This is a genomic window from Modestobacter sp. VKM Ac-2986, from assembly GCF_026967795.1.
Classification (GTDB): Bacteria; Actinomycetota; Actinomycetes; order Mycobacteriales; family Geodermatophilaceae; genus Modestobacter.
The window spans coordinates 274,217-292,739 of sequence record NZ_JAPVBH010000002.1; the positions used below are offsets into that span (position 1 = coordinate 274,217).

The 18,523-nt window shown below is 76.4% G+C and carries 15 protein-coding genes; 9 read left to right on the forward strand and 6 right to left on the reverse strand.

Going from position 1 to position 18,523, the window contains the following annotated elements; genetic code table 11:
• Positions 1-135: 135 nt before the first annotated feature.
• The 4 genes from O2W14_RS05565 (at position 136) to O2W14_RS05580 (ending at position 5,980) form a co-directional block, all read left to right on the forward strand.
• The gene (locus O2W14_RS05565; protein WP_269175084.1) at positions 136-1,176 is read left to right on the forward strand and encodes an AAA family ATPase; all 1,041 of its coding nucleotides are present in this window, start codon (positions 136-138) and stop codon (positions 1,174-1,176) included.
• 23 nt (positions 1,177-1,199) lie between these two features.
• Complete coding sequence (locus O2W14_RS05570; protein WP_269175085.1) at positions 1,200-2,588, forward strand: DUF58 domain-containing protein; 1,389 nt, start codon at positions 1,200-1,202, stop codon at positions 2,586-2,588.
• Positions 2,585-4,921, forward strand: a complete 2,337-nt coding sequence (locus O2W14_RS05575; protein ID WP_269175086.1) for a transglutaminase family protein — start codon at positions 2,585-2,587, stop codon at positions 4,919-4,921. Before O2W14_RS05570 ends, O2W14_RS05575 begins: the two co-directional genes overlap by 4 nt.
• Before the next feature lie 108 nt (positions 4,922-5,029).
• Positions 5,030-5,980 (forward strand): ribose-phosphate diphosphokinase, encoded by a 951-nt coding sequence (locus O2W14_RS05580; RefSeq protein ID WP_269175087.1) that lies wholly within the window; start codon positions 5,030-5,032, stop codon positions 5,978-5,980.
• Positions 5,981-6,054: 74 nt separating this feature from the next.
• On the opposite strand, the gene O2W14_RS05585 is transcribed toward O2W14_RS05580, so the two are convergent.
• Complete coding sequence (locus O2W14_RS05585; RefSeq protein ID WP_269175088.1) at positions 6,055-6,504, reverse strand: DUF3040 domain-containing protein; 450 nt, start codon at positions 6,502-6,504, stop codon at positions 6,055-6,057.
• 154 nt (positions 6,505-6,658) lie between these two features.
• On the reverse strand, positions 6,659-7,894 hold the full coding sequence (gene dinB, locus O2W14_RS05590) for a DNA polymerase IV (protein WP_269175089.1): 1,236 nt from the start codon (positions 7,892-7,894) through the stop codon (positions 6,659-6,661).
• Between the two features lie 306 nt (positions 7,895-8,200).
• Between dinB and O2W14_RS05595 the strand changes: the two genes are divergently transcribed.
• The 3 genes from O2W14_RS05595 to O2W14_RS05605 are packed head-to-tail and all read left to right on the forward strand — an operon-like array spanning position 8,201 to position 10,858.
• Positions 8,201-8,548 carry a BatC protein gene (locus O2W14_RS05595; protein WP_269175090.1) on the forward strand — a complete coding sequence of 116 codons (348 nt, stop codon included), beginning with the start codon at positions 8,201-8,203 and terminating at the stop codon, positions 8,546-8,548.
• 2 nt (positions 8,549-8,550) lie between these two features.
• Positions 8,551-9,879 carry a cupin domain-containing protein gene (locus O2W14_RS05600; RefSeq protein ID WP_269175091.1) on the forward strand — a complete coding sequence of 443 codons (1,329 nt, stop codon included), beginning with the start codon at positions 8,551-8,553 and terminating at the stop codon, positions 9,877-9,879.
• On the forward strand, positions 9,848-10,858 hold the full coding sequence (locus tag O2W14_RS05605) for a sucrase ferredoxin (RefSeq protein ID WP_442928827.1): 1,011 nt from the start codon (positions 9,848-9,850) through the stop codon (positions 10,856-10,858). The genes O2W14_RS05600 and O2W14_RS05605 overlap by 32 nt, the downstream gene beginning before the upstream one ends.
• A gap of 1 nt (position 10,859) precedes the next feature.
• Here O2W14_RS05605 and O2W14_RS05610 read toward each other — a convergent pair whose 3' ends face one another.
• Together O2W14_RS05610 and O2W14_RS05615 are read right to left on the reverse strand one after the other, a co-directional pair.
• Positions 10,860-12,068 carry an alkaline phosphatase family protein gene (locus tag O2W14_RS05610; protein ID WP_269175093.1) on the reverse strand — a complete coding sequence of 403 codons (1,209 nt, stop codon included), beginning with the start codon at positions 12,066-12,068 and terminating at the stop codon, positions 10,860-10,862.
• On the reverse strand, positions 12,065-12,799 hold the full coding sequence (locus O2W14_RS05615; protein WP_269175094.1) for a class I SAM-dependent methyltransferase: 735 nt from the start codon (positions 12,797-12,799) through the stop codon (positions 12,065-12,067). The genes O2W14_RS05610 and O2W14_RS05615 overlap by 4 nt, the downstream gene beginning before the upstream one ends.
• Before the next feature lie 156 nt (positions 12,800-12,955).
• Between O2W14_RS05615 and O2W14_RS05620 the strand changes: the two genes are divergently transcribed.
• Both O2W14_RS05620 and O2W14_RS05625 read left to right on the forward strand, forming a co-directional pair.
• Complete coding sequence (locus O2W14_RS05620) at positions 12,956-13,162, forward strand: hypothetical protein (protein ID WP_269175095.1); 207 nt, start codon at positions 12,956-12,958, stop codon at positions 13,160-13,162.
• Between the two features lie 54 nt (positions 13,163-13,216).
• Positions 13,217-13,975 carry a metallophosphoesterase family protein gene (locus O2W14_RS05625; protein ID WP_269175096.1) on the forward strand — a complete coding sequence of 253 codons (759 nt, stop codon included), beginning with the start codon at positions 13,217-13,219 and terminating at the stop codon, positions 13,973-13,975.
• 73 nt (positions 13,976-14,048) lie between these two features.
• Here the strand turns inward: O2W14_RS05625 and O2W14_RS05630 are convergent, their stop codons facing one another.
• Positions 14,049-14,318: a hypothetical protein gene (locus tag O2W14_RS05630; RefSeq protein WP_269175097.1), complete on the reverse strand. Its 270-nt coding sequence runs from the start codon at positions 14,316-14,318 to the stop codon at positions 14,049-14,051.
• A 322-nt stretch (positions 14,319-14,640) separates the two neighbouring features.
• Entirely contained in the window at positions 14,641-18,486 is a 3,846-nt protein-coding gene (locus tag O2W14_RS05635) for a DNA polymerase III subunit alpha (RefSeq protein ID WP_269175098.1), read from the reverse strand.
• Positions 18,487-18,523: the final 37 nt, after the last annotated feature.

Consider the following 18,523-nt stretch of genomic DNA (forward strand, 5'->3'; position numbering starts at 1 on the left):
TCCACCCGCCCCCACAGGCACCCCACAGCGGGCTCCCGACCAGCACGGCAGCCCCGGCGGCGCCCGTCGGCGGGGACGTCGCGGACGGCCGCGCGACCACCCCCGCAGTTGCCATCTGCACGTACCGTGTGGCGGGTGAGCGAGAGCACGGCAGGGCTGCGTCCGGACCGGGGCACGACGGAGCTGCGCTCCGCGCCACGGCACGGTGCCGACCCCCACGCCGCACCGGGCCCCGATGTCGACGTCGCGGCCGAGGGGGCCCGGCTCGCCGAGGCCATCGGCCGGGTCGTGGAGGGCAAGCCCGACGTCGTCCGGCTGGCGCTGGTCGTGCTGCTCGCCGAGGGCCACCTGCTGATCGAGGACGTGCCCGGCGTCGGGAAGACGACGCTGGCCAAGGCGCTGGCCCGCACGATCGACGGCACGGTCCGCCGGATCCAGTTCACCCCGGACCTGCTGCCCAGCGACGTGACCGGGGTGGCCGTCTACGACCGTGACTCCCGGGCCTTCGAGTTCAAGCCCGGCGCGATCTTCGCCAACGTGGTGGTGGCCGACGAGATCAACCGCGCCTCGCCCAAGACGCAGTCCGCCCTGCTGGAGTGCATGGAGGAGCGGCAGGTCACCGTCGACGGCGTCAGCTACGAGCTGGCCCGCCCCTTCATGGTCGTGGCCACCCAGAACCCGCTGGAGATGGAGGGCACCTACCCCCTCCCCGAGGCCCAGCGCGACCGCTTCACCGCCCGGGTGTCGATGGGCTACCCCGACCGGGACGCCGAGCTCGCGATGCTCGACGAGCGCGCCACCGTCGACCCGCTGACCGCCCTGACCCCGGTGGTCGACGCCGCCCAGGTGCGCGCCCTGGTCGCCGCCGTGGGCCGGCTGCACGTGGCCGAGCCGCTGCGCCGCTACGTCGTCTCGCTGGTCGAGGCCACCCGCCGCTCCCCCGAGCTGCGCCTGGGCGCCTCGCCCCGGGCCGGGCTGCAGCTGCTGCGGGCCGCCCGCGCCGCCGCCGCGCTGGCCGGGCGCGACCACGTGCTGCCCGACGACGTCCAGGCCATGGCCGTGCCGGTGCTGGCCCACCGGCTGCTGCTCACCCCCGACGCCGCCCTCGCCCGCCGCGACACCCAGCGCGTGGTGGCCGACCTGCTGACCTCCGTCCCCGTCCAGCGCGGGCACTGAGCGACCGCCGGACCACCCGACCCATGGCCCGTACTCGGCTGGCCGACGCCGCCTCCTCCCTGACCCTGCGCGGGCGCTGCCTGGTCGCCGCCGGGCTCACCCTGCTGGCCCTGGGCGCGGTGCTCGGTGAGCGCGCGCTGGTGCAGCTGGCGCTGTTCGTCCTGGCGCTGCCGGTCGTCTCCGCCGTCGGCGTCGCCCGGCAGCGGTTCCGGGTCGCCACCCGGCGCACCGTCACCCCGGCCCGGCTCCCGCGCGGCGAGAGCGCCGAGGTCCTCGTCGAGGTGGCCAACACCGACCGCCGGTCGGGCGGGCTGTGGCTGCTGACCGAGCAGCTGCCGGCCGAGCTGGGCCGCCGTCCGCAGTTCGTCGTCGAGCGGCTGTCCCCCGGCGCCACCGCCCCGCTGCGCTACCGGCTGCACGGTGCCCGGCGCGGCCGGTTCGCCCTCGGCCCGCTGCGGCTGCGGCTGGTCGACCCCTTCGGCCTGGTGCTGCGCACGGCCGCCGGCAGCGACACCGCCGCCCTGCTGGTGGTGCCCCGGGTGCGGCCGCTGCAGGGCACCGGCGGGCTCAGCGGCGCCGGCGGCACCGGCGGGGAGGGCGCGCGCCGCTCGATCGCCGTGCACGGCGAGGACGACGTCAGCACCCGCGAGTACCGCTACGGCGACGACCTGCGGCTGGTGCACTGGCGGGCCACCGCGCGCACCGGCGAGCTGATGGTCCGGCTGGAGGAGACGCCGTGGCAGGCCGCGGCCACCCTGTTCCTGGACACCCGGGCCACCGCGCACCTGGCCGGGAGCCGGGCCCGGGGCACCGCACCCTCGCCGGACACCCTGGAGTGGTCGATCGAGGCCGCGGCCAGCATCGGGGTGCACCTGCTGCGGCGCGGCGCCGCCCTGCGGGTGGTCACCGACGCCGGCGAGCTGACCGCGGCGCTGGGCCGCGGCACCCTGGGCCCCGACGAGCTGCTGGACCGGTTGGCCGAGCTGGAGCCCTCCCGGTACCCCGGCCTGCAGGTGGGCGTGGAGACGCTGCGCCGCACCGCCGTCGACGGGCCGGCGATCTGCCTGCTCGGGCTGGTCGGCCCCGAGGACGTCACCGCGCTGGCCCGCGCCCGCTCCGGCCCGGGCAGCGACGTCGCGGTGGTCGTCGACGCCGGCGCCTGGCTGGACGCCGGGGCCACCCGCAGCCGCCGTCCGCTGTCGGCCGGCGCCCGCGCCCAGCTGGTCGAGCGGCAGGAGCAGGCGGTGACGCTGCTGCGGTCGGCCGGCTGGCAGGTCCTGGCCGTGCGCCCGGACCAGACGGTCGACCAGGTGTGGGCCCGACTGGGCGGCCAGCCCACCGCCGCCGGGGCCGCCACCGGCTCGGTGCACCCCACCCCGACGTCCCCCCTCTCCACGGGAGCACCGGCATGACCCGCAGCACCGACGAGCTGGCCCGACCGCGGCAGGGCCGGGGCGGCACCGCGGTCGCCGCGGCCGTCGCCGTCCTGCTGGGCTCGTTGGCACTGCAGCCGGTCTTCGCCACCCTCGCCTGGTTCCCACCCGTCGCCCTCGCGGTGCTCGCGGTGGGGCTCGGCGGGGCGGCGCTGCGCGCCGGGGCCGCGCGGCTGGCGCCGCGGTGGGAGGCCCCGGCGCGGGTGCTCGTGCCGGTCGGCCAGCTGGTGCTCGTGCTGGTGGTGCTGACCACGGTCTTCGTCCCCGGCGACGCCTTCGCCGGCCTGGTGCCCACCCCGACCAGCCTCGGTGACCTGGCCGGGCTGCTGGCCGACGGCGGCGACGAGCTGCAGGAGCAGGGCACGCCGGCGCTGCCGCTGAACGGGCTGGTCGCGCTGACCACCGTCTTCGTGGCGCTGGTCGCCCTCGTCGTCGACCTGCTCGCCGTGCCCGCCCGCCAGCCCGCGCTCGGCGGTCTGGGCCTGCTGGTCCTGTACTGCGTGCCGGTCAGCACCGTGACCGGCGACGTCGCGCTGATCTCCTTCGCCGCCCCGGCCGCCGGGTTCGCCGTCCTCCTGTGGGCCGACCAGCGCGGCCGGCTGGTCGAGGGCGCCCGGGCCGGCAGCGGCTCGGCGCTGGGCACCGGCACCCTGCCCGCGCTGCGCACCGGGGTCGTCGCGCTGGTGGCCGGCCTCCTGCTCCCGGTCGTCGTGCCCACGCTGTCGGAGGGGTCGCTGGCCGCGGGGCTGGGCGGCTCGGGCACCGGCAACGGGCTGGGGACCGCGCTGGACCCGGTCGCGGAGATGTCCGGGCAGCTCAACCGCCCCGAGGCCATCGACCTGTTCCGCCTCGACGCCTCCGTCCCCGACCCCGGGTACCTCCGGTCGGTCGCGCTGGACCAGTACACCGTCGACCGCGGCTGGGGGCTGACCAACCTCAACGGCACCGGGTCGATCGCCGACGACGCCACGCTGGCGCCGCTGACCGGCGGGCAGAGCGCCCGGCCGGTCACCGCCACCGTCACCGTGCTCGAGCACGACGACGTCTTCATGCCGGTGCTGTACTCCCCGCTGGCGGTGCAGCTGGAGGACGGCGACGCGGAGGACTGGCGCTTCGACGCCGACGCCCGCACGGTCTTCGGCCGGGACACGACCACTGCGGGGCTGACCTACCGGATCAGCGCGCAGCAGCCCGAGCCCTCGGTCGAGCAGCTGGACGCCGCCCCGGACTCCCCCGCCGACGCCGACGCGATGGAGCGCTACACCCAGCTGCCCGACCTGGACCCCACCGTCACCGACCTGGCCCGCGAGCTGACCGACCCAGACCAGGCCCCCTACGAGCGGGCCCTGGCCGTGCAGCGGTACTTCACCGACGACGCCAACGACTTCATCTACAGCCTGTCCACCACCCCGGGCACCACCGGCGACGACCTGGCCGACTTCCTGCGGCTCAAGCGCGGCTACTGCGAGCAGTACGCCGGCGCGATGGCGGTGCTGGTGCGGGCCGCCGGGGTGCCGGCGCGGGTCGTGCTGGGCTACACCCCCGGGCAGGAGCAGGAGGACGGCACCCGGCTGGTCACCACCGACGACGCGCACGCCTGGGTCGAGGCCTGGTTCAGCGGCCTGGGCTGGATCCCCTTCGACCCCACCCCGATCGCGGCCAACCGGGCCGTCGACCTGCCCTGGGCGCCGCGCACCGACGCCACCGAGGACACCACCGTCGACCCGGTCACCCCGCAGGTCGAGGCCCCGGTGCCCGCCGCCCCGACCGCCGAGCTGGACCGGGACGACGAGGCCGTCCCCTCCGCGGCCCCCCTGACGACGTCGGGCCCGGACCTGCGGCCGTGGCTGACCGGCGGTGTGGGCGCCCTGCTGCTGCTCGGCCTGGCCGCCCTGCCCTTCGCGGTGCGCCGGCGGCAGCGCTCGGCCCGGCTGACCGACGGGCGGCCGGGGGCGCTGTGGGAGGAGCTGCTGGCCACCGCCACCGACCTGCGGATCGACGTGCCCGGGACGACGACGTCCCGCCAGCTGTCCCGGCAGCTGGCCGAGCGGCTCTCCGGCGCCGAGCCGGCCGCGGTGGCCGCCGTCCGCTCGCTGGCCCTGGCCCAGGAGCGGGCGGTCTACGGGCCGCCCGGTGCCGGCGACCAGCGGGACCCGGCGCTGGCCGAGGCGCTGCAGACCGTGCGGCGGGCGATGCTGCGGTCGGTGTCCCGGCAGCAGCGGCTGACGGCGGCGGTGTGGCCGGCGTCGACGCTGGGCGCGGCGCTGCGGTGGCTGACCGCGCGCACGCCCCGCCGGCCCCGCCCCGCCTGAGCCGGCGGGCCGCCGCCCGCCCCGCGGGCGGCGGCCGGGCCTGGCTACGGTTGCCCCGCCGGTGACCGTGCCGCTGCCGGCGTCCCCGACCAGCACCGGAGTGCCCCTGTGCGTGAGATAGCCGTCTTCGCCGGCAGCTCCCATCCCGAGCTCGCCGCGGAGCTGTGCGCCCAGCTGGGCGTCCCGCTGCAGCCGGTGCGCGTCACCCGGTTCGCCAACGACTGCCTCGAGGTGCAGCTGCAGGCCAACTGCCGGGAGCGCGACGTCTACCTCGTGCAGTCGCTGGTGACCCCGGTGCAGGAGAACCTGGTCGAGCTGCTGCTGATGATCGACGCGGCCCGGGGCGCCTCGGCCGCCCGGATCACCGTGGTCCTCCCCCACTACGCCTACGCGCGGTCGGACAAGAAGGACGCCCCGCGGATCTCCATCGGCGGGCGGCTGGTCGCCGACCTGATGGTGGCCGCCGGCGCCAGCCGGGTGCTGGCGATGACGCTGCACTCCCCGCAGGTGCACGGGTTCTTCAGCGTCCCGGTCGACCACCTGCACGCGCTGCGCGAGCTGGCCGACCACTTCCGCGCCCTCGACCTGTCCCGCACCACGGTGGTCTCCCCGGACCTGGGCAACGCCAAGGAGGCCGCGGCGTTCGCCCGGCGGCTCGGGGTGCCGGTGGCCGCCGGGGCCAAGCAGCGCTACGCCGACGACCGGGTGCAGATCAACGCCGTCATCGGTGACGTCGCCGACCGGGACGTGATCGTGCTCGACGACGAGATCGCCAAGGGCAGCACCGTGCTCGAGCTCATCGACCGGCTGCGCGACGCCGGCGCCCGCTCGATCCGGGTGGCCTGCACGCACGGGCTGTTCGCCGCCGGCGCGCTGGAGCGGATCGGCGCCCAGCCCGACGTGCTGGAGATCGTCTGCACCAACACGGTGCCCGCACCGGCCGACCCCTCGGGGAAGCTGACGGTGCTCTCGGTGGCCCCGGCGCTGGCCCAGGCGGTGCAGCGGATCCACGACGGGGAGTCGGTCAGCGCCCTGTTCGACACCCTCCCCACCGCCTGAACGCCGGCAGCCGCCGTCCGGGTGCGGACGGCGGCTGCCGGGAGGTGCTCGCTCGGGGGTGACCCCCGCGGCTGCTACTGGTCGTAGCGGCGGCGGAAGCGCTCCTCGAGCCGGTTCTTCATCGGCTGGCGCCGGGCCTTGCCGACCCGGCTCGAGCCGCCGGGGCCGGGACGGCCACCGCCGACCGGACCGGTCTCGACGACGCCGGTGGCGCCCTTGTAGTTGAGCAGTGCCAGCGTGGCGCCGCCGAAGGCGATCAGGAAGCCCAGGACGCCGACGACCACCTGGGCCACCGAGGCCGAGGGGATCGCGACGCCGGCCACGACGATCGCCAGGCCGACGACGACGAGCAGGACGCCCAGCTGCAACTTGCGGCGGGCCTTCTGTCGCCGGTCGCCGGTACGGACCGTCGAGGCGAACTTGGGATCGTCGTCGACGAGGGCGCGCTCGATCTGCTCCAGCAGACGCTGCTCGTGCTCGGAGAGCGGCACGTCGACCTCCAGGTGCGCAGTGCAATCAGCCACCGGCGGCAGTCCGCCCGCGGAACACCGAGGATACGAGGCGATTGCGGGCTGCGAAAGGTGAGTTGACCGCGACACACCCTCAGGGGCTGTTCTCATCAGCACAGGGGCGACGCGCCCGGGCCGGGAACTCCCCCTCACACGACGTCGGCGCAGGTCAGCGACCCGCCCTCGGGCGGGGTCCGCGTCCGGCCGGACCGGTGCCCGGGGTGCGCCCGCGGCCCAGCAGCGTGGCCGGCCGGACGGCGCCGGCACCGAAGCGCCGGGCGGCGGCGTCGGCGGCCAGCTCGGCGTCCCGGCGGCCGTGCTCGCGGGCACCGAGCTCGAGCTGGCGGGCGGTGGCGTCGGCGTCGACCAGCCCCTCGGCGCGCACCCCGACCAGCCGGATCCGGGCGCGGTCGAGGCCGAGGGCGTCGAACAGCGCGCGGGCGGTGTCGTAGAGCTCCTGACCGACGTCGGTGGGGACCTTGAGGGTGCGCGAGCGGGTGATGGTGGTGAAGTCGGCGAAGCGCACCTTGATGCTCACCGTGCGGGTCAGCGAGCCGGTGGAGCGCAGCCGGCCGGCCGTGCGCTCGGCCAGGTGCAGCAGCTCGCGGTGGATCACCTGCGGGTCGTCGACGTCGGTGCCGAAGGTCTCCTCCGCCCCGGTGGAGCGGTCGGGCTCGTCGGGCACCACCCGGCGCGGGTCGCGGCCCCAGGCCAGCTCGTGCAGGTGCGCCCCGGCGGCCTGACCGACCGCGCGCTGCAGGGTGCGGGCCGGCACGTGCGCCAGGTCGCCGACGGTGCGCAGCCCCAGTCGCAGCAGCACCTCCTCGGTCTTGGCCCCCACGCCCCACAGCGCGCCGACCGGCAGGGGGTGCAGGAAGTCCATGACCTCGGCCGGGCGCACCACCATCAGCCCGTCGGGCTTGGAGCGGGTGGAGGCCAGCTTGGCCACGAACTTGCTCCCGGCCACCCCGACCGAGCAGGTGATGCCCTGCTCGTCGAAGACCCGGGCCCGGATGTGCTCCCCGATCGCCACCGGGTCGCCCAGCCGCCGCCCGGAGCCGGAGACGTCCAGGAACGCCTCGTCCAGGCTCAGCGGCTCCACCAGCGGGGTGATGGTGCGGAACAGCGCCATCACCGACCGGGAGACCTCGGTGTAGAGCGCGAGGTCGCCGGGGAGCACGGTGGCCGTCGGGCACAGCCGCAGCGCCCGGGAGGTGGGCATGGCGCTGTGCACCCCGTACGCGCGGGCCTCGTAGGTCGCCGAGGTGACCACACCCCGGTTGCCCGCCCCGCCGACGATGACCGGCGTCCCGGCCAGCTCGGGGTGGCGGCGCACCTCGACGCTGGCGAAGAACGCGTCCATGTCGACGTGCAGCACCGTGCAACCGGCAGCCCGATCGGGCACGCGCGTCCCCTCTCCCGAGCTGCACCGGCTTCCCCCGGTGCAGCTCACCCTCAGCGGCCGTCCCCACGGCCGTCGAACACCTGTTCGAGAGGCTAGCGGGTCGCGCCCGGCACGTCCGCGCCGCCGGCAGGTCGACCCCTCCGGGGTGGGACGCCGTCGAGCGCGACGGGCGTCGGGGCCCGGCCGGACGTGTCGTGCACGACCGACCGCACCGCCGCCGGATGTGTGGCGAGTGGATCACTGCGGTAGGAAGTGCCCGACGGCCGCCTCCCGGCGACCGACACCAGCGACGAGCGGAGCAGCCCCATGGCACTCGACGACGACGACATGACCAGCACCGAGGGCCCGGCCGACTCCGGTGCCGGCGAGGGCACCCCGGGTCAGCACGACGGCGGCGCCGACGGTGGCGCGGAGGGCCCGGCCGACTCCGGTGCCGGCGGTGGCACCCCCGGCCAGCAGGACGGCGGCGCGGACGGCGGCGCTGACGGTGGGGCCGATGGCGGCGCGGACGGTGGGGCCGATGGCGGCGCCGACGGTGGGGCCGATGGCGGCGCGGACGGCGGTGCCGACGGTGGCGCCGAGGGCCCGGCCGACTCCGGTGCCGGCGGCGGCACCCCCGGCCAGCACGACGGCGGCGCGGACGGCTCGGCCTGACCGTGCCCGACCCTGATCTGCAGGACCGGGCGCCGTCCTCCCCCGAGGGCGGCGCCCGTCCGGCGTTGCGCCGCTGCATCCGCGTCGACCCGCAGGTCTTCGCCGACGAGCACTGGTCCCGCCGTCCGCTGCTGTCCACCGCGGCCGAGCTCGGGAGCACCTTCACCGACCTGCTCGACCTGGACGCCGTCGACGAGCTGCTGAGCACCCGCGGACTGCGCACGCCGTTCCTGCGGATCGCCAAGGACGGCGCCGTCGTGGACCCCAAGCGGTTCACCAGCCCGCAGGGCGCCGGCGCCGAGGTGGCCGACCAGGTGTCCTCCGACGCGGTGCTGCGGCTCTTCGCCGAGGGCAGCACCGTCGTCCTGCAGGGCCTGCACCGGCTGTGGCCGCCGCTGATCGCCTTCGCCAACCAGCTCGCCGCCGACCTCGGGCACCCCACCCAGGTCAACGCCTACGTCACCCCGCCGTCCTCGCGCGGGTTCTCCCCGCACTACGACGTGCACGACGTGTTCGTGCTGCAGGTCGCCGGGGAGAAGCACTGGACCATCCACGAGCCGGTGCTCACCGACCCGCTGCGCACCCACCCGTGGACCGACCGCCCCGACGAGGTCGCCGCCGCCGCGGAGCGCCCGCCGGTGATCGACACGGTGCTGCGCCCCGGCGACGCCCTCTACCTGCCCCGCGGCTACATCCACTCCGCGGTCGCGCTCGGCGAGATCAGCGCCCACCTGACCATCGGCGTCCACCCGGTCACCCGCTGGGGCGCGGTGGAGTCGGCGCTGGACCTGGTGCGGGTGCTCGCCGCCGAGGACCAGACGCTGCGCAGCTCGCTGCCGCTGGGCGTCGACCTGGCCGACCCCGCGACCACCACCGAGGACGTCGCCGCGGTGATCAGCGGCCTGCAGCGCGCGCTCGCCGAGGTCGACCCGGCCGCGGTGGCCGACTCACTGCGCTCGCGGGCCTGGGCGCAGGTGCGGCCGGCGCCGGTGTCACCGCTGGCGCAGTCCACCGCGCTCGCCGCGCTGGACGCCGACACCGTGCTGCGGGTGCGCCCGCTGCTGCGGGCCCAGCTGCGCGAGCCGGTCGGTGACCGGGTCGCGCTGGTCGCCGGTCGCCGCACCCACGACCTGCCGGCCGACACGCACCCCGCGCTGGCCGCGCTGCTGGCCGCCGGTGAGCTCAAGGTCGGCGACCTGCCCGGCCTGGACGCCGCCGACCAGCTCACCCTGGCCCGCCGGCTGGTGACCCAGTCGATCGCGATCGTCCCCGACGCCCGCCCCGGCGGAACGGCGCATCATGGGGACAGTGACGACCGCACCGGAGCCTGAGACCACGGGCGCCGACCCCCAGTTCTGCCAGGACACCGGGGAGGAGACCCCGCCGCGCTCCACCCCCGCGGGCCGGCTGGTGCCGGACCGCTGCTCGGTGCAGGCGCTGCTGCGCGGCGACTCCCCCGTGGCCACCGCACCCCCGGCCCGGCGCTGGCTGCTGGTCGAACAGCCCGGGCCGTGGGGGCGGGACGCGCTGCTGGAGTCCCGGTTCGACCGGCACGTGGCCTCCCGGCTGGCGACCCGCGCCCGCGAGCTCGGCATGCGGATCCAGATGGTGCGGCGTCCCGGGGAGCGGCTGTCGGACTCCGGCATGCGCTGGGCGGTGGCCGACACGACCGCGGGCGTGGAGACCGTGCACTGGTCGACCCGCACCTCCGACGCCGAGCTGCTGCAGCTGCCCTGGGACGGGTCGGTCGGCGAGGCCAGCACGCTGCCCACCTACCTGGTCTGCACCCACGGCGCGCACGACGCGTGCTGCGCGGTGCGCGGGCGACCGCTGGCCCGGGCACTGCCGCTGAGCGGGGCGCCGGTCGACGTGTGGGAGACCAGCCACCTGGGCGGTGACCGGTTCGCCGCCAACGTCGTCGTCCTGCCGTGGGGGTACGTCTACGGGCAGGTGCCGCAGGACGGCGCCGGGCTGGTCGCCGCACACGCCGCCGGGGAGGTCGCACTGCCGTGGCTGCGCGGCAAGGCCGGGCTGACGCCCGCGGCGCAGGCCGCCCAGCACCACGCCCGCAGCGAGCTCGGGCTGCTCGGCGTGGCCGACCTCCCGCCCCGGGGGGTGCGCACGCTGGACTCCTCGGCCGCCGGGACCGAGTGCTTCGAGGTCACGCTGGCCGGCCCGGACGGCGACGTCGTGGTCACCGTGGAGAGCCGGCTGTCCGGTGAGGCCCAGCGGCTGACCTGCGCCGCGGCCCGGCCGGGGCACTGGCGCACCTGGCACCCGCTGTCGCTGCAGGTGGCCGCGCGCGCCTGAGTCAGGCCAGCGCGCGGCCGCGGGCAGCCAGCAGCGGGATCTCCAGCTCGGCCGGGGTGAGCGAGCCGTGGAAGGCGCGCAGGCCCGCGGCGTGCGGCTCGGTCGCGGAGTCCAGCAGTGCCCAGCTGCCGCGGGCCAGGGCGAGGACGTCGCCGACCCGGTCGGCCAGGCCTGCGTCGACGGCCCCGAAGAGCCCGGCGTCGAAGGCCTCGGCCCGGTTGAGCACCCAGGCGCGGTCGCCGAGCACCGCCCGCCAGGTGGCCAGGACGTCGTCGGCGGCGCCGGGCTCGGCGTGCACGTAGCGGGCCCGCGGTTCGCCGGTGAGCAGCCGGACGCCGTCGCCGAGCCCGTCGATCGTGCTGGTGTCCAGCCGGGTGGCGTCGGGGACGTCGACCATCCCGTGGTCGGCGGTGACCAGCAGGACGGCGTCGGCGGGCAGGCCGGCGACCAGCTGCTCGACGAGCCGGTCGACCTGGCCCAGCTGCGCGCGCCAGGCCGCCGAGTCGACGCCGCGGACGTGCCCGGTCAGGTCGAGGTCGGCGGTGTAGCCGTAGACCAGGCTGCGCTCGCCCGCACCCAGCCGGTCCAGCATCCCGGCGACCAGGTCACCGGCGCTGACGGCCGGCACGTACTCCGCGCCCCGGTAAGCCGCGCGGGTGAGGCCGGAGGTCGCGAAGGCGTGCGGGGCGACCACGCTGCAGGTCACGCCCGCGGCGGCGGCGGAGGCGAAGACGGTGGGCTGTGCCTGCCACTGCTGCGGGTCGGGGTCGTCGCGCCACTGCACGTGGTTGAGCGTGGCGCCGGTGCCGGGCACCTCGGTGACGAAGCCGAGCACGCCGTGGCTGCCCGGCGGCAGACCGGTGCCCAGCGTGGTCAGGCTGACCGGTGTGGTGCTGGGGAACGGCGCGGACAGCACCCCGGCCGGGCGGTCGAGCGCGGTCAGCACGGGGGCCTGGGCGGGGTGGCCGGCGACCAGCTGCGCGCCGAGGCCGTCGACCAGCAGGACGGCGACCCGGCGGGCACCGGCGAGCGCGGTGACCAGGTCGAGCGGGTCGGCCGGGAGGTCGCCGCGGCGGACCGGCACGCCCAGCGCGGCGGCGACGCCGGGCAGGACGTCGGCGAGGGACGCGCTGCCGTAGGCGGGCAGCGCGAAGCCGGCGGGGAGGCGGCCCCCGTCCGTCGCAGGCCCGGGACGGGGCCGGGAGGTCACGGCCGGGTGGCCAGCACGTGCAGGCCGGTGGCGACGTCCCGGTAGGGGGAGGCCTCGGCCAGCGCTAGCTCGAGGGTGCGCAGTGCGGCCTGGTCGGCGCCGCTGGAGGCGCCCAGCAGGTCGGCCACCACCGACACCCCGCGCCACTCCCCCGGCTCCAGCCCGGCGGCGGCCAGCAGCGAGAGCAGCTCCTCGGGGCTGAACCGGCGCCGCGCCGGACCCGACCTCGCCGGTGCCGGGTCGCGGTCGGCGAGCAGTGCGCGGGCCTCCACCGGGTGGCCGCCGACGGCCCGGGCCAGGACCGCACCGGCCCGGTTGGCCGAGGCGATGGACAGCTGACCGCCCGGGCGGAGCACCCCGGCGATCTGGGCCAGCGTGCTCGCCGGGTCGTCGACCACCTCGAGCACGAAGTGGCACAGCACCAGGTCGAAGAGGTCGCCCTCGGGCAGCGCGGCGAGCATCCGGTCGCCGTCGCCCTGGATGCCGCGCACCTGCTCGCCCGCGCCGGCGGCCGCAGCCCGGCGGTGCAGCGTGGCGAGGGCGTCGGCGCTGGGGTCGACGACGGTCAGCTGGTGGCCGAGCTGGGCCAGCGGGACGGCGAACATGCCGCTGCCGCCGCCCAGGTCGAGCACGCGCAGCGGGGGGCCCGCGGTGACCAGCGGGTCGAGGGCGGCCCAGATCGCCGCCGTCCGGGCCGGAGCCTGCGCGGTGACGGCGGGAGGGTTCAACACCCCGGGGAGCCTAGTGCCGCCGCGGGCGCGCAGCAGAGCGCCGTGGCGGAACGGCACCGTCCGCCGGGAGGGGTCCGAGTGGCGGGTGGGGTGCCAGAGGGAACGCCCGCGCGCGTGTCCCTTCCGGAACGGGGTGCTGCTGCCTAGGTTGCCGCCATGCCGAGTTACCGCCTGCTGGACGGGGACGGACGCCCGACCGACCTCTTCACCGCCTCGTGCGACGACGAGGCGCGGGCCTTCGGGGTGCTGCGCGCCCACGAACTCCCGCGTCCCGAACCCCGGTTCGGGTCGCGCCGCGACTTCCAGGTGCAGCGCCAGGACGGCGAGCGCTGGCAGTTGCTCGTCGCCTTCGCCCCCGTCTGAGGAAGGACCCCGTCCCCTCTGGACGGGGCAGGCGGGACCGGCGAGGGTGACCGGATGGTGCGGCGCGTAGCGGTCCTGTCCGACGTCCACGGGGTGCTGCCGGTGCTGGAGGCGGTGCTCGCCGAGCCCGACGTCGCCGCGGCGGACCTGGTGGTGGTGACCGGTGACCACGCGGCCGGGCCGCAACCGGTGGAGGTGCTGGACCGGCTGACGGCGCTGGGCGACCGGGTGCTGCTGGTGCGCGGCAACGCCGACCGCGAGCTGGTGGCGCTGGCCGGCGGGGCCGACGTCGACGTGCCCGACCCGGTGAGCAGGTGGGCGGCCGCGCAGCTGCGCCCCGACCAGGTCGAGCTGCTGGCCGGGCTGCCGCACCCGGTGATGCTGGACGTCGAGGGCTTCGGTCCGACGGTCTTCTGCCACGGCACGCCCCGGGACGACGAGGAGGTCGTGCTGGTCGACACCCGGCTGGAGCGGTGGGCCGAGGTGTTCGCCGACCTGCCGGCGGAGGTGGCGACGGTGGTCTGCGGCCACACCCACATGCCCTTCCTGCGGCTGGTGGACCGGCGGCTGGTGGTCAACCCGGGCAGCGTCGGGATGCCCTACGGGCGTGCGGGCGGGCACTGGGCACTGCTGGCCGACGGCGCCGTCACCCTGCACCGGACGCCGCTCGACGTGGACGCCGCGGTGGCCCGGGTGGTCGCCGAGTCCGGCTACCCCCGCCGCCAGGAGTGGGCCGACTACTTCCTGCGGTCGGCGGCCAGCGACGCCGAGGCGCTCACCGTGTTCGGCCCGCGCGACGGCCGTCCCCGCTGAGGGACGGGCCCGGGGACGGCGCCGCCGGGCTGGGGAGGGCGCCCGCTCGATGGGGCGGGCGCCCTCCCGGAGATCAGCTGCCGGTCTTGGTGACCCCGAACATGAGCACGCGCCGTTCGACGTCGTAGTGGACCGTCTCGGTGTTGGTCAGCAGGTCCTGCAGGTTGTCGGCGTCGTCGGGGTCCAGGGTGAGGACCTCCTCCCAGGCGCCTTGGTCGAGCACGAGCTGCAGGGTGTACGTACCGGGCTTGCCCGGCTCTCCAGCGGTCCAGCTGAACTGGTAGTGGCTCAGCTGGCGGACCTTGATGGTGTTGTCGGTGACGGGCTGTGGGACCTCGGGCATGGGTCTGCCTCTCGACGATGGAGCCGACCGGGCACCACACCCGGCCCGGGAGCTCTGGTACCCGCCCGGGTGGACACCACGCGCCGCCGCGGGATCGATCGGGCCAACAGGGCGGGAACGACAGCGCCCCGGTCCACCGGGTCGGACGGCCGGCTGTACCGGTACCGGTGGGCGCACCCCCTGGACGCGGTCCGGCGGCCGTCGACACCAGCGGGAGACGGGGACCGGGTCGGCATCCGGCACCGAGGTGGGAGCTGGACCGCTGCGGCCCGGGACTCGGCGGGTCCCGGGCCGTACGGGTCCAGCGCTCCCGTCGCCGGGCTCAATGACCCGAGCTGCCGGGGCTGGAGTGCCACAGCTTGCGCGGTGGCTCGGCCGCCGCGCGGCGCACGGCGGTCGCTGCGTCGTCGCCGGCGGGCTTGATGTCGGCGTAGGGCGACATCCGGAAGCCGGTCGGGTGCACCAGCACCGGGCGCACCACCACCGGCCGGGGACCGTAGGAGGCCGCCGCGCCGCTGATCGCCTGGTCGGTGTACTGCCCGGGCGTGACCATCAGGTCGGCGACCGCGGCCAGCCCGCCGGTCTCCCACGCCTCGTGCAGCGCGGGCAGCTCCCAGGCGCCGGTGGCCCGCATCGACACCCCGCGCGGACCGGTGCGGCGCATCACCCCGCGGACCACCAGCAGCCAGGAGTGGAAGACGGTGGAGGCGTAGGGACCCTGAACGTCCTCGAAGAAGGTCGAGTCCGCGCACCCGGTGCCGTCGTCGAGGGTCACGAACACCACCCGCTTGCCGGACCGGATCGGCGGGGTCTGGGTGGCCACCTTCACCCCGGCCACCAGCACCTCCGCACCACTGCGGCACTGCAGCAGGTCGGCGGCCGGCACCGCACCGAGCGCGGCCAGGAACGGCCGGTAGAACTCGATGACGTGCCGGCTGGCGTCCAGCCCCAGCACCTCGAGCTCGGCACGCACCCGCTCGGCGTCGGTGAACTCCGGCAGCCCGGAGCTGACGAACTCCGGCTGGCCGGTGTCCCCGCCGCCCTCACCGACGTCGTCGAACAGCCCGGGCTCGGCCCCGTCGTCGGTCCCGGCCCCGGCCCCGGCCCCGAAGAGGTCGAGCCCGAGCTGGCCGGTGCTGCTGGCCCGCGCCCCGCTGCGGCTCCACCGGTCGAGCTCACCGATCTGCAGCAGCAGGTCCCGCCGGGTCAGCTGCGCGCGCCGCCGGGCCGGCCGGCCGGCCTCGCTGTCGCGGACCCCGAACCCGTAGATCGAGTCGAACCCGCCGGCCAGCACCAGCCGCTCCACCACCGGCCGGGACACCTTCGCCCGGTTCCAGAAGTCGGTGAGCGACCGGTAGGGCTGCCCCTCGACGATCCGGGTGAGCTCCTCGTCGTTGATGCCCTTCACGTCGGCCAGCGACAGCCGGATGCCGTACCGCCCGGGTTCGGGCATCGCCGCGGGCATCCAGGGCGCCCGGGGCACGAGCTCCACCCCGCCGTCCTCGTCGGGCCCACCGTCGTCGGGGTCACTGTCGTACCGGCCGCCGTCGTCGGGGGCACCGCCGTCCGGGTCACCGCCGTCCGGGTCACCGTCGACCCGCTCGATCCGGTAGCTGCCGACCGAGGCGTTCACGTCCAGCCCCAGCACGGCCACCCCGAAGTTGCGGGCGTCGTCGAGGATCAACCGCTTGGGGTACATGCCCGGGTCGTGGGTGAGCACCCCGGCCAGGAACGCCGCGGTGTGGTGGGTCTTGAGCCAGGCCGACTGGTAGGTGGGCAGCGCGAACGCCGCGGCGTGGGCCTTGCAGAAGCCGAAGGAGCCGAAGGCGACCAGCACCTCCCACACCTTCTCGACGACCTCGACGTCGAAGCCCTCCTCCAGCGCCCGCGGGGCGAACCAGGCCTTGACCTCGGCGTGGGCGTCCTTCTCCCCCAGCGCGCGGCGCACCTCGTCGGCGCTGGCCAGGTCGCAGCCGGTCATCACCGACACGATCTGCAGCACCTGCTCGTGGAAGACCACCACCCCGGCGGTCTCCTCCAGCGCCGGCTGCAGCGCCGGGTGCAGGTAGACCGGGTCGCGCCAGCCGTTCCGGGCCATCAGGAACGGGGTGACCATGTCGCTCTTCACCGGGCCGGGCCGGAACAGGGAGATGTCGACGATGAGGTCCTCGAAGGTCTGTGGGCCGAACTTGCCGACCAGCTCCCGCTGCCCCGGTGACTCGATCTGGAACATGCCCAGCGTGCGGGTGCTGCGGATCAGCTCGAACGTCGTCGGGTCGTCGCGGGGCACCGCGTCGATGTCGAGCTCCTCGCCGTCGACCCGGGCCACCTCGTCCATGGCGTGGGCGATCGCCGACTGCATCCGGATGCCGAGCAGGTCGAGCTTGAGCAGCCCCAGCTCCTCGACGTCGTCCTTGTCGAACTGGCTCATCGGGTAGCCGAGGTAGCTGCTCTCGACGGGGGTGCGGTCGAGCAGCGTGGCGTCGGACAGCAGCACGCCGCACGGGTGCAGCGCGATGTGCCGGGGCAGCCCGTCGAGCCGGGCGACCAGGTCGAACATCAGGTCCAGGTCGCCGCTGCCGCCCCCACGCCGGGAGCCCATCCGGCTGGCCCGCAGCTCCGGGAGGTCGCGCAGCGCGGCGTGCACCTGGTTGGCCCGGATGTGCGGGAACGCCTTGGCCACCGCGTCGACCTCGGCCGGCGGCAGACCCAGCGCTGCGCCGACGTCGCGGATGGCGTGCCGCACCCGGTAGGTGTCCATCATCGAGATGCAGCTGACCCGGTGCGCCCCGAAGCGGTCGATCACCGCGTCGTAGACCTCCATCCGCCGGGCGGACTCCACGTCGATGTCGATGTCGGGCAGCTGGTGGCGCAGCGGGGAGAGGAAGCGCTCCATCAGCAGGCCGTAGCGGATCGGGTCGACGTCGGAGATGCCCAGCAGGTAGGTGACCAGGCTGCCGGCGCCCGAGCCGCGGGCCGCGGCCCGCACCCGCAACTCCTTGATCAGGGCGACCACGTCGGCGACGGTGAGGAAGTAGGAGGGGTAGCCCAGCTGCTCGATCACCCCGAGCTCGGACTCCAGCCGCTCGCGCACCGCACCCGAGGGGGTCATCCCCCGCCGGCCGAACCCGGCCTCGCAGCGGGCCCGCAGCACCTGCGCCGGGCCCATGCCCCGCTCGGCGTCGGTGGTGACCACGTCGAGCTCGGGGTAGCGCACGGTGCCGATGCCCAGGTCGTCGCGGACGTCGACGGCGCACTGCTCGGCGATGCGGGCGGTGGTCTCCAGCAGCCGGAGTGCGACGTCCCGGTCGGGGCCGGCGATGTCCTCGGCGACCTCGGCCATCTCCTTGCCCGACTTCAGGTGCCCCTCGGCGGTGCGCCGGTCGACGTGCCGCTCCCCCAGCGGCACCAGCCGGCGGGCGGCGTCGAGGACGTCGGCGGTGGGGGCGTCGAGGGCGTCGACGTAGCGGACGGCGTTGGTGAGCACCGCCGGGACGCCGGCCTCGGTGGCCAGCGCCAGCAGCGCCTGCGCGCGGGACCGGTCGCCCTGCCCGCGGTGGTGCACGATCTCGACCACCAGCTGGCCGGGGCCGAACACCGACCGCCAGGCGGCCAGCCGGGCCCGGGCGAGGTCGGCGCGGCCGTCGGCCAGCGCCCGGCCGACCGAGGAGCCGGGGCCGAGCACCGCCAGAAGACCGGTGGCGTGCTCCCCGGCCAGGGTCAGCGAGCTGACCGGCTCACCGCGGGTGCCGGCGAGGTGGGTGGCGCTGGTGAGCCGGCACAGCGACCGCCAGCCCGCGCCGTCCTTGGCGAGGAAGGTGACCCGCGGCAGCCGCGGGTCGACGCTGGCCCCGCCCCGGGCCGGCGCCCGGCGGCCGGCCGGGTGGCGCGCCCGGTGCAGGTCGGCGGCCCGGACCCGGCCCGCCCCGGTCGGCTCGCCCCCGGCGACCGGGTCGACGGCCAGGTCGACGCCGAACAGCGGCCGGATGCCCGCCGACCGGGCGGCGAGGGCGAACTTGACCGCGCCGTAGAGGCCGTCGCGGTCGGTCAGCGCCAGCGCCCCCATGCCGTGGTCGGCTGCCCGGGTGACCAGGTCGGCCGGGTGGTTGGCGCCGTGCCGCATCGAGTACCCCGAGGCGACGTGCAGGTGGACGAAGGGGTCACTCACGAGCCGTGCTCGCTGGCGCTCGCCCGACGCGTTCGCG